Here is a 20,910-nt window from a genome sequence, read left to right on the forward strand (position 1 = left end):
CGCTGTCGCCGCTGACCAAAGTCAGTGTGTCGCGTTTCATCACAAGCCGCACGAAACATGTTCGCAAAATGCTCGCCGTCAGGTTGCGGACGGCGGATGGTTGGTCACTGCGATTAGCAACAATGCAACCGTGGGTGCGCATCAAATGTTGGCGCAGCCTGAAGACCGCGCCAACATTGATAGGATCAGAATTTCGACGTGGCACTCAGGATGAATGAGCGGCCCGGCTCATACAGCGGCGTGACGATGGCGAATTCCTGGCCGTAGGTCGCGCGGTCGGCGTAGGTCTCGTTGAAGACATTGCGCACATCGAGACGGAACGTCAGATCGTAGCCGGGCAGGTCCGGCGCATACTCTGCGAACGCGTTGAACACCTTGTAGGCCTTATACGCCGGACGGCCGGGAGTGACGTTGTCGTACTTCGGGGCGATCTCCGCATCGGCGCCAACAGTCAAGCCGGTGCCGACAAAAGTATGCGCGCCCGATATCGTGATGATTTCGCCAACCGGCGTTGCGATATAGGTGCCGGTGTCCGAGTCAGCTGGCTTGCCATCAACCGAGACGTCGATGTTGGCGTACCTGACGCGCACAAAGCCGTCGCCCCAATCGTAGCCAACGCCCAGTTCGTAACCTTCGGAGATGATGTCGCGTACGCGCAGGGCGCCAAACCCGACATTGGTCCACGCGGCGATGCGGGCGTTGTCGATTTCGGTGCGGAACACGCTGCCTTCAAGCTTCCAGCCATTATATCGGGCTACGAGGCCAGCCGTATAATTGTCAGCTTCGACAGCCTGCGGGCCAGTGCCGTAGGTCCAGTCCGGGTTCATGATGAAGTTCTCGGCCAGGGGGATGCCGCCCCACACGTGCGAATAGCCAGCCTTCGCTGTCAGGAACTCGCCAAGCAGATCCTGCTCGCCGGAAATATTGCCGCTGACGCCGCTGTCGGTCCAGGTCTGGCCGGTGACGCCGGTGAACCATTGATGATCGGCACGGCCGCCGAACGAAACGCGCGTGCCCTTGAAAACTTCAATCCGCGCCTGCGAGTAAGCACCGACGACGTCGCTTTCTTCGTCCATCTTGGCGCCCGGATATACCAGTTCGGCGCTGCGGAGAGTGAAGTCGACGCCGGTCACAACGCTGCCGAACACAAACGAAAATTTGTTTTCCGCCTTGCCGTTCACGCTTTCCGAAACACCGTCGACTGGCGAAGGGAGACCGGTGACGCGATCGAAAAGGGGCGTATACACGGTTGTTTTGCTGTGCGCGACGAGCACCGTGGGGTCCCACCAACCTTGCGGCGTGGCATCGGTATAGCTGAACACAGTCGTCTGCCGGTCGATGTCATACTCGCGATACAGCGGTTCGGCACCGATTGGCGGGCGTGTGAAGTTCGCGCGGTAAGGCCGCATGGCATCGTCGCTGAAGCGTTCGTGACTGATCTCGAAGCGGTCGCCCGACTGCGCCTGATATGCAACTTTTCCTAATCCGCTGAGGTAATCGATCTCAGTTCCGCCGATTGTGCGGCCGTTGCCAGCTTCAAAGTCGTCGCCCTTGCCAATGGTGAAGTAGCCGAGAATCTCGACACCGTTTGACATGCCGTAGGCCGCGACGTTGCTGGTGAGCACGTTGCCATTGGTATTGAACTGCGTCTTCAGGAAGCCGCCGAAGCCATCCTTGTCCAGCAGGTCGACCACGTCCTTCGTCTCGTAGGCGATAGAGCCAGCCAGTGCGCCGAAGCCCGCGTCAGCAGGCGCGACACCCGCATCGACGCGCACCGCTTTCAGCAGGCTTGGATCGATAAAGTTGGTACCGTTGTGGTGGAACACCTTGTTGTTTTGAGCCGCGCCATCGACCGTGACGGCAAGCGCCGTCTCTTCCAGACCGTTGACGTAAACCTTCTGCGAAGTCGGGATCGAACTGCCGACGAGAATGCCAGGCTGGCCAGCAAACACATCCTTGATGTCTGCCGGATTGAGGCGGTCGAGATCGGCAGACGTGATGTTTGTCGTCTGCGTGCCGATGCTGGGTTCGCCGGAAACAGTAACGGGGGCTTTGCCTGCAGCGGCCTGCGTGGCCAGCGGAGCAGGTGTGATGTCAGCCGATGCCGGGGCGGACTTCACCGGCTTTTTCGCCGCTGCGGATTTCTTTTTCTGCTTGGCCTTTGGAGCTTCAACTTCGAGGGCCGGGAGCTCGGTCGTTTCCTGTGCTGAAACGATGGATCCGCACCCAAGTCCGCATAGGGCTGCCGAACCGACAACGATAGCCGCAGAACGACGCCCGGTGCAGCGGGCGCGACGCACGTTACGCATATACTATACTCCAAACTCATTACGCGGACTGGCATCACGGCTGCCGAAAGGGCGATGTCAGCTACAAATGCAAGCCTGGCTGGCTTTCACCCTCGCGGGGATGGCTGGCTGTTGCGAGGGGCAGAGTTTGATTGCCTACTGCAGTAGTAAAGTTTTGGATTGGGCGCCGATGAGAAAGGCGCCGGGCGATGCAAATTAGACACTTCAGCTCGTCGCGCTTCAGCCGCCGCTTATTTGAACAAAGTGCGCCGCAGCTCGCCCAAATGCTCCAGTGTCGAGATGGCGCGCGCAGGCTCGTGGGCCGTCAGTGCAAATATCATCGCCTCAAGACATACCAACGTCGTTGCGTGCATGGGCACATGACCGGCATGGCTGCGCAGCACCTCGATGACGACGGCGGCCTCGCGCGCGAGCGGTGTTTCCCTGGTGTCCGTCACCAGCACGACCGGCACGTGCCGCTGTTTGGCTTCAGCCATTGTCATTCTGGCTTCACGAAACGGTTTTCCGAAGGCCAGCATCAAGAGAACATCGACGCTGGGCATGTCGAGCAATTGCTCAGGCAAGGGTGCCATGCACGCGTCGAACACAGCGGTTGAGCGTCCGATGCGGTTTACAGACAACGCAAAATAGCGGGCGAGAAATGCCGTAGATGCGATGCCAAACACACCTATTTTTTGCGCTGATCCAAGCAGCTCGGCAGCCGAGCCAATGCTTGCCCGGGTTCCGTCGACAGACAATGCAAGGAATGTCTCTTGATGATCGGCAAAGACCTGATCAACCGCCGTGGCCGAATGCTCTTTGATCGACGCAACCGTGCGCGCGATGCTGTCAACCGGCGTCTGGCCATATCCAAGTGTCGTCGCGATGGCCTGGCGCAGCTCCTTCAGGCCGCGAAATCCAATCGCCTGCACCGCACGGATAACGGTCGCATCCGAGGTGCCGATGGCCGCTGCAAGCTCCATAGCAGACATCGTCATAACTTCATGCCGATGCCCGTCCATGTATTCGACAACGCGTGCCAGCGACGGGGAAAGCCGCTGGGCGCGCGAACGCATCCGGTCTTTCAATTTGTCGTTCGGTTTAATCACGGGCGGCCCCCAACGAACCCCGGATGACGTGTGGATTCTGTCTTTTTGCGGCCATTCGCCTGTCCGCAGACCGACAGACGATGAGCAAGGTTAATCTGGAACGCAACCGAACGGCCGGACGGGAACCATACTCGCTCGGCCAGCCGCTCCGCTCGCACGCCCTTACCAAGCCCGCGCAAGGATGTGGATGCCAGGCCGTGTGCCCATGCGTCCCATGCCGAGTAAGATACTATACAAAAATAGTATGATTTACTATATGGAGCCCAGTGGTCGAGGCACGCGCGGTGCGGATCACGCCACGGGGATGGTCCGGGTGTCCGCGCTGGCGCATGTCACCCACTCAACGCTGGGTAGTTCCTCGCGCCATGCAAAGCGTACGAGATGGTCGCCAACAGTCGCTTTAACTGTCGCCAGGGCGTGCTCGCTGTCCGCCTCGCAATGCAGGCTCAGAACGTCCCGGTCAGCACGCATGATGCACACGCCGGGCTTGAATCTCACGGTGCCGTGGCTGTCATCATAGGTGGCATGCACCTTGTGCGCGAAGTGCTTGCAAAGCTGAACGAGGTACACGGACGCCTTTGGCGTTTTCACCTCAGCCTTGGCGACAAACATGCGGCGCTCCCCAGTCACGCATTACTAAATGGATGGCTCAGGTCACTGCCATGGATGCTGCATGATGTCTGTCGGGAAAAGCGCATTTCGCACTACTACATCTGCGCGCGGCGCATCTGCCACAACCTTGACGGGGTTCCTCCAGTTTATAAGTTCACGGCTTGGCGGCCGGGTTCCGCTGGCCAAGCTGACGCAAAGAAATGACTGTCATGACGACCAGAAGGAGACGCGTGTGAACGACCTCAAGATCGCGTCGGGTTATTTGCTGCCGCGCAATCGTCTTCGCTTCAGTGTGATGCCGCTGGCCATAACGCTGCTGACGCTGCTGCAATTGTCGTTCGCTTCGATGGCGTCGCCGTTGCGTGCCGAGCCGATGACCGTCACCCATGCGCAGGGAGAGACTGCTCTCCCTGATCGTCCTAAAAAGGTTTTCACCTTCGATCTGGCATCGCTGGAAACGCTTGATGCGCTTGGCGTGGAAGTCGCAGGCGTCATCGGCTCCAATATACCGGATCATCTGGCGAAGTATCGCGACGACAAATATCTCAAGATCGGTTCGCTGTTTGAGCCCGACTATGAAACGATCAATGCAGCTCAACCCGATCTGATTATTGTTGCCGGGCGCTCGTCGCCCAAATATCGCCAGCTCGCGCAGATCGCACCGACGATCGATCTGTCGACAGATGACAGCACATTTCTCGAAAGCGCCTTTCGCAACGCCCGAACGCTCGGCCGCATCTTTGGCAAGGAGCCTGATGCGGAACAGTTGATCGGCAAGCTGCAGCAGACGATAGACGAGCTGAAGGTCAAAGCACGCAGTGCAGGGCGAGGTCTGATTATTCTGACGACTGGCGGGCGCATCAGCGCCTATGGACCGCAATCCCGGTTCGGCGCGCTCCATCGCGACTTTGGCATCGCCGTCGCGATTGATGACCTGGATAAAGCCATTCACGGCCAGAGCGTTTCGTTTGAGTTCATCCTGCAGACCGATCCGGATTGGCTGTTCGTCGTCGATCGGGACGCCGCCATTGGCCAGAAGGGTCAGCCGGCGGCGCAGCTTCTGGACAATGCGCTGATTGCGCGCACCAAGGCAGCCCAGAACAAGCGCATCATCTATCTCGACGCCGCGCGCTGGTATCTCATCGGTGGCGGCATCGTGTCGATGCAGGCAAACGCGGATCAGATCGCCACGGCGTTGGACGCCAAACCATAGATGCCGATCGCTCGCGCTCATGCACTGCTGCTGCCTGGGCTTGGCGTTGCCACGCTGTGTGCGCTCTTTGTCTGGAGCGTGTTTGTCGGCGTCAGCAATATCAGCCTTGCGACGTTGCTTGCCTCAGGCTGGGCCGATACGCAGGTTCAGGTGCTGTTTGAAAGCCGGGTTCCTCGCACTCTGGCCCTTGTGCTGGCAGGTGCCGCTATGGCGGTGGCTGGAACGATCCTGCAAATGATCGTCCGCAACCGTTTCGCTGAACCTTCCACGGTCGGAACTGCAGAAGCGGCAAAGCTCGGCTTCCTGCTGGCGCTGATATTCGTTCCCGACGCATCTATCGCTTTGCGCCTTGTTGCTGCGACGGTGGTGGCACTGCTTGTTACAGCGATATTTCTGCGCATTCTGCGTCACACGTCGCTGCAGTCACCGTTGATTGTCCCGCTCGTCGGCATTCTTCTCGGCGGTGTCATCAATGCGGCGGCAACTTTCATCGCTTACCGATACGACCTGCTGCAATCTCTGGCGACGTGGAGCAGCGGCGACTTCTCGATGATCCTGCGCGGCCGTTATGAGCTGCTCTGGCTTGCGCTGGGCATGACGGTCATCGCCTATATCTACGCCGATCGATTTACCGTCGCCGGCATGGGCGAAAATTTCACGACCAATCTCGGGCTGAATTATCGTGCCGTCGTTGCGCTTGGCCTCGTCATCGTCGCGGTGGTTACGGCTGTGGTCATCGCCACAGCTGGCATGATCCTGTTTCTAGGTCTCGTCGTGCCGAATCTCGTCAGTCTCGTCATGGGCGATAACGTCCGGCGGGCGCTGCCATGGGTCGCACTGCTCGGTGCGGTGCTGGTTCTCGTTTGCGACATTCTCGGGCGGATCGTGAATGCGCCGTATGAGATCCCGGTCGGAACCATGCTCGGTGCGGTGGCAAGCGGGCTATTTCTCTATTTGCTGCTGCGTAAGAACGCTCACCTTACATGAAGCAGAGCGCCTCTACATTGCTGTCGCCTTCAGTTCTGCCGGTTGCGGTGTTGGCGTTGCTGTGTGTCATTGCTTGCGTCGCGTTCATGACGGTAGGCGCCAATGGCGCCTGGAGTTTCGTGCTACCGTTCCGTGGCGGCAAACTCGCGGCCATGGTGCTTGTCGGCTATTCGATTGCCGTTTCGACGGTGCTGTTTCAGACGGTGACAGGCAATCGCATTCTGACGCCGGCGATCATGGGCCTGGATACGCTTTATGTCCTGATCCAGACGGCGCTTATATTCAGCATCGGCAGCGCCGCCACCGCTGCGTTGCCGCCGGCCGCGATGTTTCTCGCGCAGGCAACCGCTATGATTTTGTTTTCTGGCCTGCTTTATCTGTGGCTGTTTTCAGGCCGCACCCAAAGTCTCTATCTCATCGTTCTGGTTGGACTGGTGCTCGGCGTGCTGTTCCGCAGCGTCGCCAACCTTTTGCAGCGGCTCATGTCGCCGAACGAGTTCGTGGTTCTTGCCGACCGCCTGTTTGCAAACTTCAATACTGTGAACACGCAGGTTCTGGCTGTGGCCGCAGTGGCGGTTGTCGCCGTCTCAATTTTCGGATTTCGAAAGTTGCGCACGCTGGATGTGCTGCTGCTGGGTCGAGAACCGGCCATCGCGCTTGGCGTTGACTACAAAGCAAGCGTCGCGCAGATCCTCATCATCGTGGCGATACTGGTTTCGGTCTCAACCGCGCTGGTGGGGCCGGTTACGTTCTTCGGGCTGCTCGTCGCCAGTCTGGCGTATCGCATCAGCAGCTCGCAGAAACACGTCTACGTGTTGCCCGTGGCGGTGCTGGTGGCAATCCTGATGCTCGTGGGCGGACAGTTCATTCTGGAGCGCGTGTTTGCGTTCAACACGGCGCTCAGCATCATCATCGAATTCGCTGGCGGTATCGCCTTCATCATCATGCTGCTGCGAGGAACCTCGCGATGATTGTCACGCAGAACCTGAAGAAAGCCTATGGCACGGCTGATGTCGTGCAGGATGTCTCTATCGAAATTCCGCGGCGCGGCATCACGTCGATCATCGGGCCAAACGGAGCAGGCAAATCGACCTTGCTCGGCTTGATCAGCCGGTTGCTTCCGGCAACATCCGGAACGGTATTGGTCGATGAACTGAACGTTGCGACCGCACCCAGTGACGTGCTGGCGCGTCGTTTGTCGATCCTCAGGCAGGACAACCATCTCACCGCTCGCCTGACTGTGCGCGATCTCGTCGCTTTTGGCCGCTTTCCTTACACCGGCGGCCGCCTGACCGCTGACGATCAGAAACGCATTGATGAAGCCATTCGCTATCTGGGGCTTGAAGAGCTGCAGGGCCGCTTCATCGATGAGATGTCGGGCGGGCAGCGACAGCGGGCGTTCGTCGCCATGGTGCTGTGTCAGGATACCGATTACGTGCTGCTGGACGAGCCGCTCAACAATCTCGATATGCGCCATGCGGCGGGCATGATGAAGCTCATTCGCCGGATCGCTGACGACCTCGGCAAGACATTCGTGCTGGTGCTGCACGATATCAATTTCGCATCCATCTATTCCGACCACATCATTGCAATGCGCGAGGGCTCCGTCATCAGGCAGGGCAAGCCAGCGGATATCCTGCAAACGCCTGTGCTGCGCGACATCTTCGACTTCGACATCCCCATTCACGAGATCGAAGGCAGGCGGCTGGGCCTTTATTATTTCTGACACGCGCCGCGCCGATTAGTGCGGCCGATCCGCAGGCATTTCCCCTATTGCGGTTGCCAAGAAGCTTGGCATGGGGCGGAATTAAGCCAGAAAATCCGGTGCAAGCCCTTTGACGGTCTCGTGGCGCGACATGGTCGTAGGTCTGTAGTAATCATGCCGTCGTTGTGCAGGCAGCTGGAAGGGGCAGACCGTTGGGCCTATCAGAACTAAGAATGCTTATCGCAGAGCATCAAAGAGCGGTTGCGCTCACAGCAGGCGTAGCCATGGCCGCCGCTTTTGTCGGCATTGCTGCTCTGTCGCTGAGCGATAACCCCGCAACGACGGAGCTAGACACCGCTGCTCAAGCTGGTCGCGAACCGGCTGCGACAGAGCTGCGCCCTTCTCTCGATTGCGCATTCCGGCCTGCCAACCACAACAGCATCTATTTCTATTTTGATGTGGCGATGAACGAAGGGGCCGAACCGCGATTCTTTGAGCGGGCAGTCGTGTTTGGCGATGGCAGTCGTAGAGCGTATGAGGGCGATGACCGCCCTGTTTGGAACTACTCTGTGGACGCGGACGGCAACGCCACGATTGCATCGCAAAGCGATGAAACGCGCATAATTCTGTATGGCCTCCGGATGGACATTGCCGGTGTCTGGCCAGTCGAAGCGGGCATCAGAAGTCCGGTGTTTTTCAACCTCGGCGGCGAATGTCGGCAGGCCAATCTTGTGAGCGCCCGTTCAACGATGTCGGCGTCAGGTGAAACAATGAAACCCGCGGCGCAGTGAAGGGGCCGGGGACTCGCGCGACGATCTGTAACGCACTCCGTTGGTTTCCGGTTCGCCGGTAGATGAGCAACGCCTTTGTCCGGCGCGGCGAGCGAGTGCCGAACTTCGCTGAGTCCAGGCCGGCTCTGGCGATCCACTCTAGACACCAACGCGCGTACTGCAGTGTTGTAAGCCTGCCGCTATCGCCACTTGCCGTTCGGGTAAGCACAGATCGCGTCGCCGCCTAGTGGGTCTTATCGGTCAGCTCATAGATGGAGATGCCGTGTGCGGAGGGTCTCAATCGCATTGCGGAAAAATCTGTACCGGTAACGGTCCGTTACTTGGCAACCGCCAAGCACTCGACTAGCGTTTAAGCAGACTAGCGTTCGAGCAGATTTGTTCTTACGGGGGGTGCGATGCAGGTCTTCAAGTTAGGCTTCGTGGCCGCGGTTATGGTGTGCGCACTTTCGGCGATGGCTCAGGCGGCCGATTGCACCCGGGTCGCAGCCAGTGGCGATAACGTAACCCACGATTTGGCTGTGCTGTTCTCCACAAACGCCCTCAAGAATACGATCGCAGGGCGAGGGCTTGTAGGAAAGGGGCCAGTGAAAACCACCTGCAAATCAGGCTCGGCAATGATTGAGTGTTACTCCTCGCAGATGGCCTGCAAGGGCGGAACGCCCGCGACCTGCTTGGGCCCCTGGCTATGCTTCTGAACCGGCGCAAGACGTGACTTCGTTTTGAATCTGTTCCTGCGGCTCGATCCTCGCAGTTATGCAGAGCACTATCCAAAAAGATGCATCGGGCGCTTCTGGCCCGTAACGCCGCTCGCCTGACGAAAGCTAACGGATCGCTTGACCTCCGGGGACGCGGCGGCCACGAGGCGTCGGCGTCTCGGCATGGCTGACGCTTGGTCCCAAAAACTGCGACCGCCATTCTCCATAATCAGCGATGATGAGGGGCGCCCGGATCACGACTACTTACTGGTACATCGCGTCAGATGTTGATCTTGGAATGTCGGAGACGAAGCCAGATCACGCACTGAATATCGGTGCGTCAATGGTAATGACGCGCTGCAATCCTATAACACGCAATGTGTAGTGGACGTGTTCTGTTCACCACAAGTACAACCAAAAGGAGTGCATGGGGTACGCAGTGTACTGCGTCCACTGACGACTCACCCATTGTTGTCGATGTGAGCTGGCGGCCCTGGGGACCTACATATGCGTCGGCGATCTTGTTCAGCAATTCTGCCATCTCGCACTGCAGCGCTTGCAGTGATGCATACGCCGAGCGCGCACGCCCAGCAGGTCTACGCCAATGGAACAACAGTAACCGCCAGCGGCACGATCACCACGAGCGGGCCACCGGCACTGCTTGCGATCAATAGCGGCGTCATCCTCAGCACTACACCGCTGACAATAACGAACACCGGCGGCGACGGCGCTCGGGCAACGACCAGCGGACAAATCACAATTGCAGCCGGCTCATCAATCATCACGACTGGCGCAACTGCGATTGGCGTCTCTGTCGATGGTATTGGATCGCTGATTACTGTTGGCAATGGCACGCAGATCACGACAAGCGACGCCTACTCCAGCGGATTTTACATTTACGACGGAGGTCAGATCGATGCTGTCGGAGTGACGATCGATACCGCAGGCACACAAGCGCACGGCATGGTCGTTTATGATGGCGGACTCATCAATGCAGCAGGAACCACCATTACTACCTCGGGAGCAAACTCCCACGGAATAGCGGTTTTCCTGGCCGGACAAATCAGTGCTGAAAACATATCGGTGACCACCACCGGGACTGAATCTCACGGCATATATATGACAAGCATGGGCAGTACATTCGTGAGCATTTCCGATAGCGTCATCACAGCCCAAGGACTCGACGCATCCGCTGTTCGCTCCGTTGGAAACAACACTCTCGCCATCGCCAATAGCACGCTGAGTGCTGAAAATGGGATAGGCTTCGATACGGTCGGCGGAACGCTGACCGCGAATGTCATCAACTCGACCATCACCGGTGGCAATGGGCTTCTGAATGTCGGCGCCGCAGCGACTTTGGGCATCGACGCGACGGGATCGACACTGAACGGTTCAGCAACCACGGCAGCTGGCGGCGTCTCCATTGTCGCTCTTACCAACTCGCGCTGGAACGTAACGGGCGATTCCAACATCTCATTTCTGGATAACGCTGCGGGAAGCCTTGTGCAGTTCACGCCGCCGGGATCGGGGGCAGGACCGTTCAAAACGCTGACGGTCAACGATTACCTCGGTGCTGGTGGTACGCTAGCCGTCAACAGCATATCTCGGCGGCGATGGATCGCCATCCGATAGGCTGGTGATCGATGGCGGCAACGCGATTGGCACCTCGTTGCTGTCGGTCAATAACGTCGGCGGTGGCGGTGATCTCACACGGTTGGACGGCATTCTCATTGTTGACGCACTTAACGGAGCGACGGTGCCAGACCTGTTCGCACTCGCTGCGCCGGTCATTGCAGGCCCGTACGAATATTCGCTCTATAAAGGCGGTGAGAATGGCGCCAACCCGCAGAACTGGTATCTGCGCTCTGATCTCGATTGCGAACTCGATCCTAACGTTGCGGAATGTCGTGGTGGCGGCGGCGATGACATCCCAGATTGGCGGCAGGAAACGTCGCTTTATGCCGCTGTTCCTGCGATGACGTTGCTGTACGGTCGCCTGATGCTCGACACGCTGCACGAACGGCGCGGAACATCCGTCAGCTCATACGCAGAAGGTGTACACAACGCTGCATGGGCGCGTGTCATCGGTCAGCATGGCGATCGTGATGGCGGCAAGGGCGGCATCTACGGCGCCGGCCCGAAGTACGACTATGACTTCTGGGCCTTCCAGGGCGGTCTTGATCTTTATCGCGACGGCGATGTCGGCACATCACGCAACCACGCCGGCGCCTTCTTCGCCATCGGCCATGGTTCCGGCGATGTGCAGCACATCGGCGATGGTAGGGCGGGTGAGAACTCGTTCATGGCGTATTCGTGGGGCGCCTACTGGACGCACTACACGCCCAACAACGCCTACGTTGACGCGCTGTTGTTAGGCTCGTGGTACGATATTGACGCCAAGTCGAACCGCATCCCGAAGATGAAAACAGACGGCGGCGCCTTAGGTGCTTCGCTTGAAGGTGGCTATCCGGTTTACACCGGCCCCGGCGGCTTCAGCATCGAACCGCAGGCGCAGCTTGCCTATCAGACCATCAATCTCAACAACGGATCAGATGTCGCCGCGCAGGTGCACTTCGGTAACGTCAACTCTCTGATGGGCCGCATCGGCGTTCGCTTCGCGCAGGACTTCGGCACACCGACCTGGCTGACCGGAGCACCGTCCACCTTCACTGCATGGGTGCGCCCAAACTTCTGCGTACGAATTCCTCGGCGATCCAAAGACCAAGTTCATCTGCCACCGGCTTCATCCCCGTTCGCGGCCGACATGCGGGCGGCACGAGCATTCGAGATCAACACCGGCTTCTCGACCGACATCGGCGACGGCGCGGCGATCTACGCCAACGCGTCCTATCTCGTCGGCATCGGCGAACACGCCGACGGCAACGCCTATGACGGCAAACTCGGCGTCAAAGTTGCCCTGGTGATCCGTAGGCTATCTGTGGACATGCGCCGGGGCATTTTTGGAGATGTGCCCTTATGTTTTTCCGTGGCCAGGAAATTGCCCTCACTTTGGTCGCTTTAGCACCTTCTGCCTTTTTCAGCCCCGACGCGGCCGCGCAGATAAATTGCACCGGCGTCGGAGATCCCGCCTGCACAACCTACACCAACGTGAACATCACCACGACGCTTCCGGGTGATTATGCAGTGACAGCGAGCAATGGTGGCGCCGCTACGATAGACGAGGGCTCTCTTACAACGCCGGGCACGGTGGCGCTGGCGCATGCACGCTTTGTTCTGGGGGTGCGATTAATCTTCTTGGAGGTGTCGTTGTGCTCCAGTGCCGGCATCGGTCTAGCTGCGTACGACGCGAACAGCGCAATCACCATGGATGGCGGTTCTATAACCACACAAAACGACGGATCGCGCGGCGTTTCGTCGTTTTCCTGACGCAGTCGTGACGTTGACAAACGGCGTCGCCATCGAAACTCTTCGGGCTGAACGGCTGCGGCCTCGATGTCTCAGGTGCTCAAATCTGCGATGTCCGGTGGGTCCATAACTACCCGTGGCGACGTCGCGGAAGGCGTTTGGACCTTCGGTGCCAACACTGTGGTTACGCTGACGGACGGCGTCACTATCAATACTTTATGGCAGAAGTTTCCCCACCGGCGTTTTATCGCTGTCGGACGCTCAGGTTACCATGGATGGTGGTTCGATTACGACGTCGGGTAGCGACTCGTCATGGCGGCATGCATGGCCAGCGGCGGGTGGAACGCTCGCACTTGACAGCGTGGTGATAGCAACTTCGGGAGAAAGAGCCGCGGGCGTGCGTGACCCCGAGCAGCACTCTGACGATGACGGGCGGATCGATTACGACACATGGCTTCGGCGCTGCGGTTGCGTCGTCGTTATACGGAACCAGCATCACCAATCTTGATGGTGTCACCGGCTGTTTCCACGGCGTCCGATGGCATTGTGCCTTCTCATACGAGGATTCACCGACCGATGCCACGTCTCAACCTAGTGAATTCCAGCATCACCGCACCGATAGACCAGAGATGATGCGCGGGCATCCGGCATTGCTCATGTAAATTTATCAAGCAGTACGGCTCACGGGTGCAGCGATAAAGACTGTGGGGGCGACGACCAATGTTGATCTGCAGAACAACTCGACGTGGACCGTTACGGGCGATCCCAACGTGACGAGCATGACAAACGGAGCAGGCAGCGTTGTGCACTTCACGCCGCCCGGTTCGAGTGCGGGACCGTTCAAAACACTGACAACGGCAGGACCCACGCTTCTACCGGTCGGGCGGCACGCTGGGCATCACATACGCGCTGGGCGGCGATGGATCGCCATCCGATAAACTGGTGATCGATGGCGGAACGGGAACCGGTACGTCTCAACTTGTGGTCAGCAACGTCGGCGGACTTGGCGACCTTACCCAACTCAACGGAATTCTGGTCGTCGATGCGATCAACGGCGGCACAACGGTGCCGGGCTTGTTCGCGCTCGCCGGTCCGGTGGTCGCCGGCCCATATGAATACTCGCTCTATCGCGGCAGCGAAGATGGCTTCCAATCTGCAAACGCCTGGTATCTGCGCTCCGGAGCCGAACTGCGCACTCGATCCGTCGACTCCGATCTGCGGCGACGATATCCCAGACTGGCGCCAGGAAACCTCGCTTTATGCCGCCGTTCCGGCGATGACGCTGCTGTACGGCCGCCTGATGCCAGGACACGTTGCATGAGCGTCGCGGCACTGCGGTCAGTGCATACGCAGAAGGTGCACCGAATGCTGCATGGGCGCGTGTGATCGGCCAACACGGTGATCGCGACGGTGGCAAGGGTGGCATCTACGGCGCCGGCCCCAAGTACGACTATGACTTCTGGGCCTTCCAGGGCGGCATGGACCTTTATCGCGACGGCGATGTTGGAACGTCACGCAATCACGCCGGTGCGTTCTTCGCCATCGGTCACGGCTCCGGCGATGTTCAGCACATCGGTGACGGCAAAGTCGGCGAGAACAGCTTCATGGCCGACAGCTGGGGCGCTTACTGGACGCATTACACGCCCGAAAACGCCTATGTCGACGCGCTACTGCTCGGATCGTGGTACGATATTGACGCCAAGTCGAACCGCATTCCGAAGATGAAAACAGACGGTGGCGCGTTTGGCGCTTCGCTTGAAGGTGGTTATCCGGTTTACTCCGGCCCCGGCGGATTCAGTATCGAACCGCAGGCGCAGCTCGCCTATCAGACCATCAATCTGCACAACGGATCCGATGTCGCCGCGCAGGTGCACTTCGATAACGTCAATTCACTGGTGGGCCGCGTCGGCGTTCGCTTCGCGCAGGACTTCGGCACGCCGACCTGGCTGACGGGCGCACCCTCCACCTTCACCGCATGGGTGCGTCCGAACTTCTGGTACGAGTTCCTCGGCGATCCGAAGACGAAGTTCTCGTCCGCCACCGGATTCATTCCGTTCGCGGCCGACATGGGCGGCACCACGTTCGAGATCAACACCGGCTTCTCAACCGACATCGGCGACGGCACCGCCATCTACGCCAACGCATCGTATCTCGTCGGCATCGGCGAACACGCCGACGGCAACGCCTACGACGGCAAACTCGGCGTCAAGGTTGCGTGGTAGTGTCGGGAGACTGTATGGCCGCTTGCCGCGGATGAACTGACGCGGTATTTCTTGGCGTTTGTCGGTCACCGCCTCGGGAGGTTCACGTCCGCAAACTCGGCGGAGCAGCCTTTGGCGACGGCGTGCGCCAGTAGGGCCCTTAAGACGATAGCCTTGCGAGGACGACCTAAGTCTGCCGCATCACATCGCTATTGAACTCTCCATAATAGGAGGTGCGCCAACCATTTGGATTCAATGCGGCAGATATGGGAAACACTTTCGATAGGCTGTTTCACGCCGCCGAGAATAAGGGCTTGTGGCCCGTTATGAGCGATTTTGATCGCATTCAATTTCAGGGCGAGCGTATCTACTGCGTCCTGAGCCACCGCAAAGCTTATGTCTAAAATGGCTCTCTTCGACAATTTAAGCGAACCGGCGAACTCATCTTCCACGTAAACCATAGTTTGCCACGGCGGCATGGTGGTCTGCTCCAATGGGCAGCGCGAGGGTTTCAACGGCTGCTTCTAACCCGTAGTGGACAGTTTAGCCGCCCGATGTGCTGAACGTGCAACATCATCGGCGGGTTTGCTACGTCCCCTGATTAAGCGTGTCCCGAATCGGCTAAATAGCTCTTCCAAAGCGGGTGAGCGTAGCGGCACATTTTACGGTGGAATGCTATGCAACTGCTACACTCGACAATCGCCCGTGGCTTTAGCGCTGCGATGGCGCTTTTTTTGTGCCTGAGCGCATTCAGCGGTCGCGCGCTTGCCTCCGCCGGCTGCGACGCCCTCAATACCGGCGCGTGGAATGTGACCCTTTCCATTTCGGGCACCGGATATACGTCGATGTTGAACTTCGATGTCGGTGATACCGTCCACGTCACGGCCGTAGAACTTTCACCGTCGGGTGGCATCGCCTTGTTCGACGGGGCCGCTGGAACGCTGGGCACCACCAGCGGTTCTGGGACCATCAATCATACGGTCACCGGGCCGGACGATCTGTCGATGGTGGTTGGGCTTGCCAGTGGGACAACTTTTTTCGCCCAGTACGGCCTTACAGCAACGTGTGATGCCGCACCGTCACCAGGGCCCAGCCCGACGCCGAAGACAGACGCTTCGCAGGCGGTGACCAAGGGCTTCCTCGCCTCGCGCATCAACGGCATTCTGCTCAACGATCCAACAGGTGTAAGCCTGCTCGACCGCTCGTTGGCCTCGTCTGGCCAGACCAACATCGCCGCTGCCGGCAATGGCACGACGAACGTCGCCAGTAACGCCGCTGCCTTCGGCAGCGCCATGGGCCTCGGCGTCGGCGGCCTCGGCGACGACGCCATCGACACATCGGGATCCAAAAACATCCGCTTCTCGCAATCGCTGTCGCAGCTTCGCCGTCAGGCAGCCGATGCTCAGATGCGCAAGGACAGGATGGCCCTCGGCGCCGGTGACGGCGGGTCGCTCCCGCTCGCCTACGAGACGGCTTCGCCCTGGGACATCTGGGTGGAAGGCCGTTACTCCGCCTTCGACGATGACAACGGCAATCTGGGCCGCGATGGCCATGTCGGCGTGCTCTACGTCGGTGGCGACTATCGCGTAACGGAAAACGTGATCGTCGGCGTGCTGGCCCAGTTCGATTGGGCGAAGGACGAAAGCGGCGTCCTCTCGTCCAAGGTGGACGGCAGCGGCTGGATGATCGGGCCCTACATGTCTGCGCGCATCCACGACAACATCTATTTCGATCTGCGCGCCGCCTGGGGCCGCTCCGACAACGATATCGATGTCGCCAATGCCACCGGCTCTTTCGACACTTCGCGCTGGCTCGTGAAAGGTACGCTTGCGGGTAACTGGATGCATGACGTATGGCGCATTACGCCGTCGGCCGAATTGGCATACGTCGAGGAAAGCGCCGACGCCTTCACCAATTCGGCCGGCACCTTCGTGCCGGGACAAGACGTTTCCCTGGGGCGCCTGCAGTTCGGCCCCGAAATCGGCTATCGCATCCGGCACACGGCCGACACCTTCATCGAGCCGTTTGCCGCTCTCAAGGGCGTCTGGGACTTCGACAACCCGAACGTTGCCATCATCGACGGCTTCGTTGTCGGCCCCGGCAACTTCTGGGGTAGGCTGCAGGGCGGTCTCAATGTCGTGACGTCGAGCGGCTGGTATGCCCGCGGCCTCGCCTCGTGGGATGGCATCGGAGCCGACGACTACAATGGCTTCACGCTGCAAGGCACGATCAACGTGCCGCTGAACTAGTCGGTGAACAGGCAGACCAGCGGACGGCGGGCTGCGGACTTCCGTTCCTGGCTCTAAGCGGCTGAAGGGGCTGATCTCCTGGGATCGCGTTCCGACAGCAGCGACGATGAATGCGAGCGCGGCCCTCGCTGCCGGCTTCACGATCACCGATTGGCTGGCAGGGCACGCTGCCAGTTCGCGCTTTCCGATCCACTGTCGAACGGGATTGCGAGCCTCTTTGAAGAGGTGTCTGCGTCCGCGCATACCAAAGATTAGACGGACCGCGGTTGCCCGGACATGAGCCCGCGCGAGCTGGCGGCGAAGTTCACCGATGGCCGCTAATACTACGTATCTGAAGCCTCCGTGTACCGCTTGCTGAAGGCTCACGACCTCATCACCAGTCCGGCGTTTATCGTCGTCAAGGCGGCCGATGAGTTCCGCGACAAGACCACGGCACCGAACAGCTGTGGCAGACCGACTTCACGTATCTGAAGGTGATCGGCTGGGGCTAGTTTTATCTGTCGACGATCCTCGGTGACTTCTCGCGCTACATCATCGCCTGGAAGCTGTGCGCGACAAATACGTGCCGAGGACATCACCGATACGTTGCAACTGGCGTTGGCAGCATCAGGCTGCGACAGCGCCCGCGTCGCCCACAACGGGTAGTGGATTTGCTTTGAACGCTGTCATGCCGCTGCGGTGATTGTGCGTGGCGTCTCGGCTTCTTTCGGCACAGTGTTTAGTGAACGGGTAAATCGGGTGTTAACCGCACAGCGACCGATATTCGTTTACTGTTTGAATGCAACGGCGCCAAGCACACGATTCACCGTAGACTTTTTGTAATGTTTCAACTCGAAACCTGTCGGAGCCAAGCGTACCGTGACGTCGATCAGGGCATCGTCTGAAGCTACTGAAGCAACACCACCGGCATCGCCACTGGAAGCCATGGCAAGCCGCCTGATGGATCTGGTCACCGCGACGCTAGTAAACGGCATCCCCGTTCTTGTATGTGATCGCGCGGGACGCATCGTGCTGGCTAACGACGCGCTTCACACTGTTTTGAACTACAGCAAAAACGAATTGCTGAACCAATCGTACTCGGACGTGTGCATCGATCTAGCGCTGGACGAGTTGTTCGAGGATATGGAGAAAACACCGGCCGTCACTTCTCGCTGGAGCGGCGATATCACGCTCAAAACCGGCGAGCGTGAAACCCAAATGATGAGCGCCACCATCAGCGCACTGCGGGACGCGACCGGAAGTCCATCGCATTGTCTTGTTGTGATAAGCGACGCATCCGGCGGCGGTGCGCGGCAAATCCCGACCAAGGGAACTGCACTGCAGCGCCCCGGCAATTATGACGGCGATTACGCCGAAGCCATCCTGAACAGTTTGCCGGGCGTCTTCTATCATTTCGACGACAACTTCAAACTGGTGCGCTGGAACCAAAACTTCGAAAAAATATCTGGTTACACTGCCAACGAACTGCTGGGCGCCGAGCCGAAAATGTTCTGCGTCGAAGAACAGCGGGAGCTGGTCTACAGCCGAATCCGCGAGGTGATGGAGACCGGCGAAAGCACCGTCGAATCCGACTTTCTGCGGAAGGACGGAAAACGCATTCCCTATCTTTTCACCGGCACCCGCTTTGAGCGTCACGGCCGTGTAGGCTTTGTAGGCGTTGGCAATGACCTTTCGACCCGCAAACGCATTGAGGAGGCTTTGCGGGTTGAGACCGCGCGGTTTGAAGCGCAAGTCGAAAGCTCTGTCGACGGCATTCTTGTTGTTGATGAAAACTTTGTGAAGGTTATCCAGAACCAACGTCTAACCGAACAATGGAAGATACCACATCATATTGCATCGAACCCGGATAACGCGGTGCAACTTGAGTATGCGGCAAGCAACACCACTCACCCCGATGAGTTTATCGCCAAAGTTCACTGGCTAATGGCGCATCCCAATGAGGTCAGTAGCGACGAAATTGAGCTGCGTGATGGTACCGTGCTCGATCGCTACTCAGCGCCTGTTTTAGACCGAGAAGGCAACTATTACGGTCGCACGTGGATTCATCGCGACATAACTGCGCGCAAGCAATCGGAACAGCGCATTCGCCATCTTGCGTCCCATGACGACCTTACGGGACTGTGCAATCGCAATGTCGTGCAGGAGCGCATCGCCAACGCCATAGATGCCGCGCGACCAGGTCGCAGGATTGCATTGCTGTACCTCGATCTTGATCGCTTCAAGATCATCAACGACGGCTATGGACATCCGTTCGGAGATGAAGTCTTGAAGGCGACAGCGAAGCGATTGCAGTCACTCGTGCTGCCGCAGGACACGGTGGCCCGATATGGTGGCGATGAATTTCTTATTCTGCTGACCGACCTTGATTCCGCAGCCAACGCCCACGGAATAGCAAAGCGAATAGTAGCCGGCCTGGATGGCCCGCTCATCGTCAACCAGCGCAGCGTTCATCTTTCGGGCACCGTTGGCGCTAGCATATTTCCCGATGACGCGGAGACGGCAGACGAACTGATTGGGAATGCCGATGCTGCGATGTACTGGGCGAAGGAACTGGGACGAAACACGTTCCAGTTCTACAGTCGTGAGCTTGGCGAAGAAGCTATGCGTCGCGTGGATCTGGAAACGCGCCTTCGGGCCGCAATTCAAAACGGGCGCCTAAGCCTCGCCTATCAGCCGAAGGTCAGCTTAAAGTCCGGTGCGATTGTCGGCTGCGAAGCGCTTGCGCGGTGGCACGATCCGGAGCTTGGGCACATTGCGCCGGGCCGCTTCATTCCGGTAGCCGAAGAATCTGGCCTCATTATTTCGATTGGCGATTGGGTTCTGCGCGCTGCCTGCGCTCAGGCGCGTTCCTGGCTGGACAAAGGCTTGCGGCCGATATGCGTTGCAGTGAATGTTTCCGCGCGTCAGCTTCTGCAGCAGGACTTCGCAGCCGTGGTACTGCGCTGCCTTGCCGAGACGGGACTGCCGCCAGAACTGCTTGAAATTGAGCTCACGGAAACTTTGATAGCGTCCGACACCGAACGTGCGGCCGAAACTTTTGGATGTCTGAGCGCGTCTGGTGTGAAACTGTCGATCGACGATTTCGGCACCGGCTATTCAAGCCTTAGCTATTTGCAGAATTTTCGAGTCGACACACTTAAGATAGACAAATCATTTATCGCCAAGATGCTTTCGGATAGCGGCAACGCTGCGATTGTCCGCGCGGCAATCTCTCTGGGGCACAATCTGCAGTTCAAAGTACTCGCCGAAGGTGTCGAAACGCTGGAACAGTGTCGCTTCCTGGCCGAGATCGGATGCGACGAAGTTCAAGGCTATTTTTTCAGCAAGCCCGTGCCGTCGACGGAGTTTGAAGCACTGCTGTCAATACGGGACGCGCAGGCGCAGCAGCTGGCTTGACGCCGCATCCCGGCAATGTGCTGAGCTGGCTTGCATGCCGGCAAACATATTCGCTGCAACTCGCCAGTTCTGTCGTCCTTAGTCGCCCCAACGTCTGTGATAGCGTTTTGCACCTCAAAGGAGAGCCAATGGCGGTCGCCAAAGCCCATCGGAGCGGCTCGTACGCGATATCCGCCGGGCAAAGCTAATTCTGTCTCATTTCCGGGATGCGCAGCCCGGTTTCTATCATGAGGTAGACGATGCTCGTGCGATTGTCATTGAGGCCATCAAGGGCTCCGGGCGCGAGGATGACATTTTG

At 58.8% G+C, this 20,910-nt stretch carries 16 protein-coding genes and 2 pseudogenes; 13 read left to right on the plus strand and 5 right to left on the minus strand.

The genetic code is table 11. From position 1 onward, the window contains the following. Positions 1-185: 185 nt before the first annotated feature. From QEZ49_RS07685 to QEZ49_RS07695, 3 genes are all read right to left on the minus strand, one after another. Positions 186-2,309, minus strand: a complete 2,124-nt coding sequence (locus tag QEZ49_RS07685) for a TonB-dependent receptor (protein ID WP_280385690.1) — start codon at positions 2,307-2,309, stop codon at positions 186-188. A 230-nt stretch (positions 2,310-2,539) separates the two neighbouring features. Then, positions 2,540-3,397, minus strand: coding sequence for a MurR/RpiR family transcriptional regulator (locus QEZ49_RS07690; protein WP_280385692.1), 858 nt, complete (start codon positions 3,395-3,397; stop codon positions 2,540-2,542). Positions 3,398-3,688: 291 nt separating this feature from the next. Then, positions 3,689-4,009, minus strand: coding sequence for a DUF2218 domain-containing protein (locus tag QEZ49_RS07695; protein WP_280385693.1), 321 nt, complete (start codon positions 4,007-4,009; stop codon positions 3,689-3,691). A 232-nt stretch (positions 4,010-4,241) separates the two neighbouring features. On the opposite strand from QEZ49_RS07695, the gene QEZ49_RS07700 reads away from it, so the two are divergent. The 5 genes from QEZ49_RS07700 (at position 4,242) to QEZ49_RS07720 (ending at position 8,705) form a co-directional block, all read left to right on the plus strand. Then, positions 4,242-5,222 (plus strand): siderophore ABC transporter substrate-binding protein, encoded by a 981-nt coding sequence (locus QEZ49_RS07700; protein ID WP_280385695.1) that lies wholly within the window; start codon positions 4,242-4,244, stop codon positions 5,220-5,222. Further along, positions 5,223-6,209: an iron chelate uptake ABC transporter family permease subunit gene (locus QEZ49_RS07705; RefSeq protein ID WP_280385698.1), complete on the plus strand. Its 987-nt coding sequence runs from the start codon at positions 5,223-5,225 to the stop codon at positions 6,207-6,209. Next, positions 6,206-7,180 carry an iron chelate uptake ABC transporter family permease subunit gene (locus QEZ49_RS07710; protein ID WP_280385699.1) on the plus strand — a complete coding sequence of 325 codons (975 nt, stop codon included), beginning with the start codon at positions 6,206-6,208 and terminating at the stop codon, positions 7,178-7,180. The genes QEZ49_RS07705 and QEZ49_RS07710 overlap by 4 nt, the downstream gene beginning before the upstream one ends. Next, positions 7,177-7,935 carry an ATP-binding cassette domain-containing protein gene (locus QEZ49_RS07715; protein WP_280385701.1) on the plus strand — a complete coding sequence of 253 codons (759 nt, stop codon included), beginning with the start codon at positions 7,177-7,179 and terminating at the stop codon, positions 7,933-7,935. Before QEZ49_RS07710 ends, QEZ49_RS07715 begins: the two co-directional genes overlap by 4 nt. Before the next feature lie 263 nt (positions 7,936-8,198). After that, positions 8,199-8,705 carry a hypothetical protein gene (locus QEZ49_RS07720; protein WP_280386018.1) on the plus strand — a complete coding sequence of 169 codons (507 nt, stop codon included), beginning with the start codon at positions 8,199-8,201 and terminating at the stop codon, positions 8,703-8,705. A 34-nt stretch (positions 8,706-8,739) separates the two neighbouring features. On the opposite strand, the pseudogene QEZ49_RS07725 reads toward QEZ49_RS07720, so the two are convergent. Further along, positions 8,740-8,865: pseudogene (locus QEZ49_RS07725) on the minus strand (integrase); the annotation flags it as partial. 1,099 nt (positions 8,866-9,964) lie between these two features. Between QEZ49_RS07725 and QEZ49_RS07735 the strand changes: the two are divergent. The 5 genes from QEZ49_RS07735 to QEZ49_RS07755 all read left to right on the plus strand — a co-directional run bounded on the left by QEZ49_RS07735 (position 9,965) and on the right by QEZ49_RS07755 (position 14,988). Then, on the plus strand, positions 9,965-11,032 hold the full coding sequence (locus QEZ49_RS07735; protein WP_280385705.1) for a hypothetical protein: 1,068 nt from the start codon (positions 9,965-9,967) through the stop codon (positions 11,030-11,032). 4 nt (positions 11,033-11,036) lie between these two features. After that, positions 11,037-12,422, plus strand: coding sequence for an autotransporter outer membrane beta-barrel domain-containing protein (locus QEZ49_RS07740; RefSeq protein ID WP_280385706.1), 1,386 nt, complete (start codon positions 11,037-11,039; stop codon positions 12,420-12,422). Further along, positions 12,377-12,787 carry a hypothetical protein gene (locus tag QEZ49_RS07745; RefSeq protein ID WP_280385708.1) on the plus strand — a complete coding sequence of 137 codons (411 nt, stop codon included), beginning with the start codon at positions 12,377-12,379 and terminating at the stop codon, positions 12,785-12,787. The genes QEZ49_RS07740 and QEZ49_RS07745 overlap by 46 nt, the downstream gene beginning before the upstream one ends. A gap of 870 nt (positions 12,788-13,657) precedes the next feature. Beyond that, positions 13,658-14,152 (plus strand): autotransporter outer membrane beta-barrel domain-containing protein, encoded by a 495-nt coding sequence (locus tag QEZ49_RS07750; protein WP_280386008.1) that lies wholly within the window; start codon positions 13,658-13,660, stop codon positions 14,150-14,152. Then, positions 14,080-14,988 (plus strand): autotransporter outer membrane beta-barrel domain-containing protein, encoded by a 909-nt coding sequence (locus QEZ49_RS07755; protein ID WP_280385710.1) that lies wholly within the window; start codon positions 14,080-14,082, stop codon positions 14,986-14,988. The genes QEZ49_RS07750 and QEZ49_RS07755 overlap by 73 nt, the downstream gene beginning before the upstream one ends. 188 nt (positions 14,989-15,176) lie before the next feature. On the opposite strand, the gene QEZ49_RS07760 is transcribed toward QEZ49_RS07755, so the two are convergent. Then, a complete protein-coding gene (locus tag QEZ49_RS07760) occupies positions 15,177-15,446 on the minus strand; it encodes a hypothetical protein (protein ID WP_280385713.1) in 270 nt (89 codons plus the stop codon). A gap of 243 nt (positions 15,447-15,689) precedes the next feature. Between QEZ49_RS07760 and QEZ49_RS07765 the strand changes: the two genes are divergently transcribed. The 3 genes and pseudogenes from QEZ49_RS07765 (at position 15,690) to QEZ49_RS07775 (ending at position 20,612) form a co-directional block, all read left to right on the plus strand. After that, entirely contained in the window at positions 15,690-17,216 is a 1,527-nt protein-coding gene (locus tag QEZ49_RS07765; protein ID WP_280385715.1) for an autotransporter outer membrane beta-barrel domain-containing protein, read from the plus strand. Between the two features lie 273 nt (positions 17,217-17,489). Further along, positions 17,490-17,852, plus strand: a pseudogene (locus QEZ49_RS07770) (DDE-type integrase/transposase/recombinase); the annotation flags it as partial. Between the two features lie 222 nt (positions 17,853-18,074). Continuing rightward, entirely contained in the window at positions 18,075-20,612 is a 2,538-nt protein-coding gene (locus QEZ49_RS07775) for an EAL domain-containing protein (RefSeq protein ID WP_280385717.1), read from the plus strand. Positions 20,613-20,910: the final 298 nt, after the last annotated feature.

Origin of the sequence: Hyphomicrobium sp. D-2 (genome assembly GCF_029872155.1) — a bacterium.
In the GTDB taxonomy this organism is placed as follows: domain Bacteria; phylum Pseudomonadota; class Alphaproteobacteria; order Rhizobiales; family Hyphomicrobiaceae; genus Hyphomicrobium_A.

Bases quoted from the DNA above. Each gene is read 5' to 3' on its own strand.
- QEZ49_RS07685 (WP_280385690.1), bottom strand. From the start codon at position 2,309: ATGCGTAACGTGCGTCGCGCCCGCTGCACCGGGCGTCGTTCTGCGGCT.
- QEZ49_RS07695 (WP_280385693.1), bottom strand. From the start codon at position 4,009: ATGTTTGTCGCCAAGGCTGAGGTGAAAACGCCAAAGGCGTCCGTGTAC.
- QEZ49_RS07705 (WP_280385698.1), top strand. From the start codon at position 5,223: ATGCCGATCGCTCGCGCTCATGCACTGCTGCTGCCTGGGCTTGGCGTT.
- QEZ49_RS07710 (WP_280385699.1), top strand. From the start codon at position 6,206: ATGAAGCAGAGCGCCTCTACATTGCTGTCGCCTTCAGTTCTGCCGGTT.
- QEZ49_RS07715 (WP_280385701.1), top strand. From the start codon at position 7,177: ATGATTGTCACGCAGAACCTGAAGAAAGCCTATGGCACGGCTGATGTC.
- QEZ49_RS07720 (WP_280386018.1), top strand. From the start codon at position 8,199: ATGGCCGCCGCTTTTGTCGGCATTGCTGCTCTGTCGCTGAGCGATAAC.
- QEZ49_RS07735 (WP_280385705.1), top strand. From the start codon at position 9,965: ATGCATACGCCGAGCGCGCACGCCCAGCAGGTCTACGCCAATGGAACA.
- QEZ49_RS07745 (WP_280385708.1), top strand. From the start codon at position 12,377: ATGTTTTTCCGTGGCCAGGAAATTGCCCTCACTTTGGTCGCTTTAGCA.
- QEZ49_RS07760 (WP_280385713.1), bottom strand. From the start codon at position 15,446: ATGCCGCCGTGGCAAACTATGGTTTACGTGGAAGATGAGTTCGCCGGT.
- QEZ49_RS07765 (WP_280385715.1), top strand. From the start codon at position 15,690: ATGGCGCTTTTTTTGTGCCTGAGCGCATTCAGCGGTCGCGCGCTTGCC.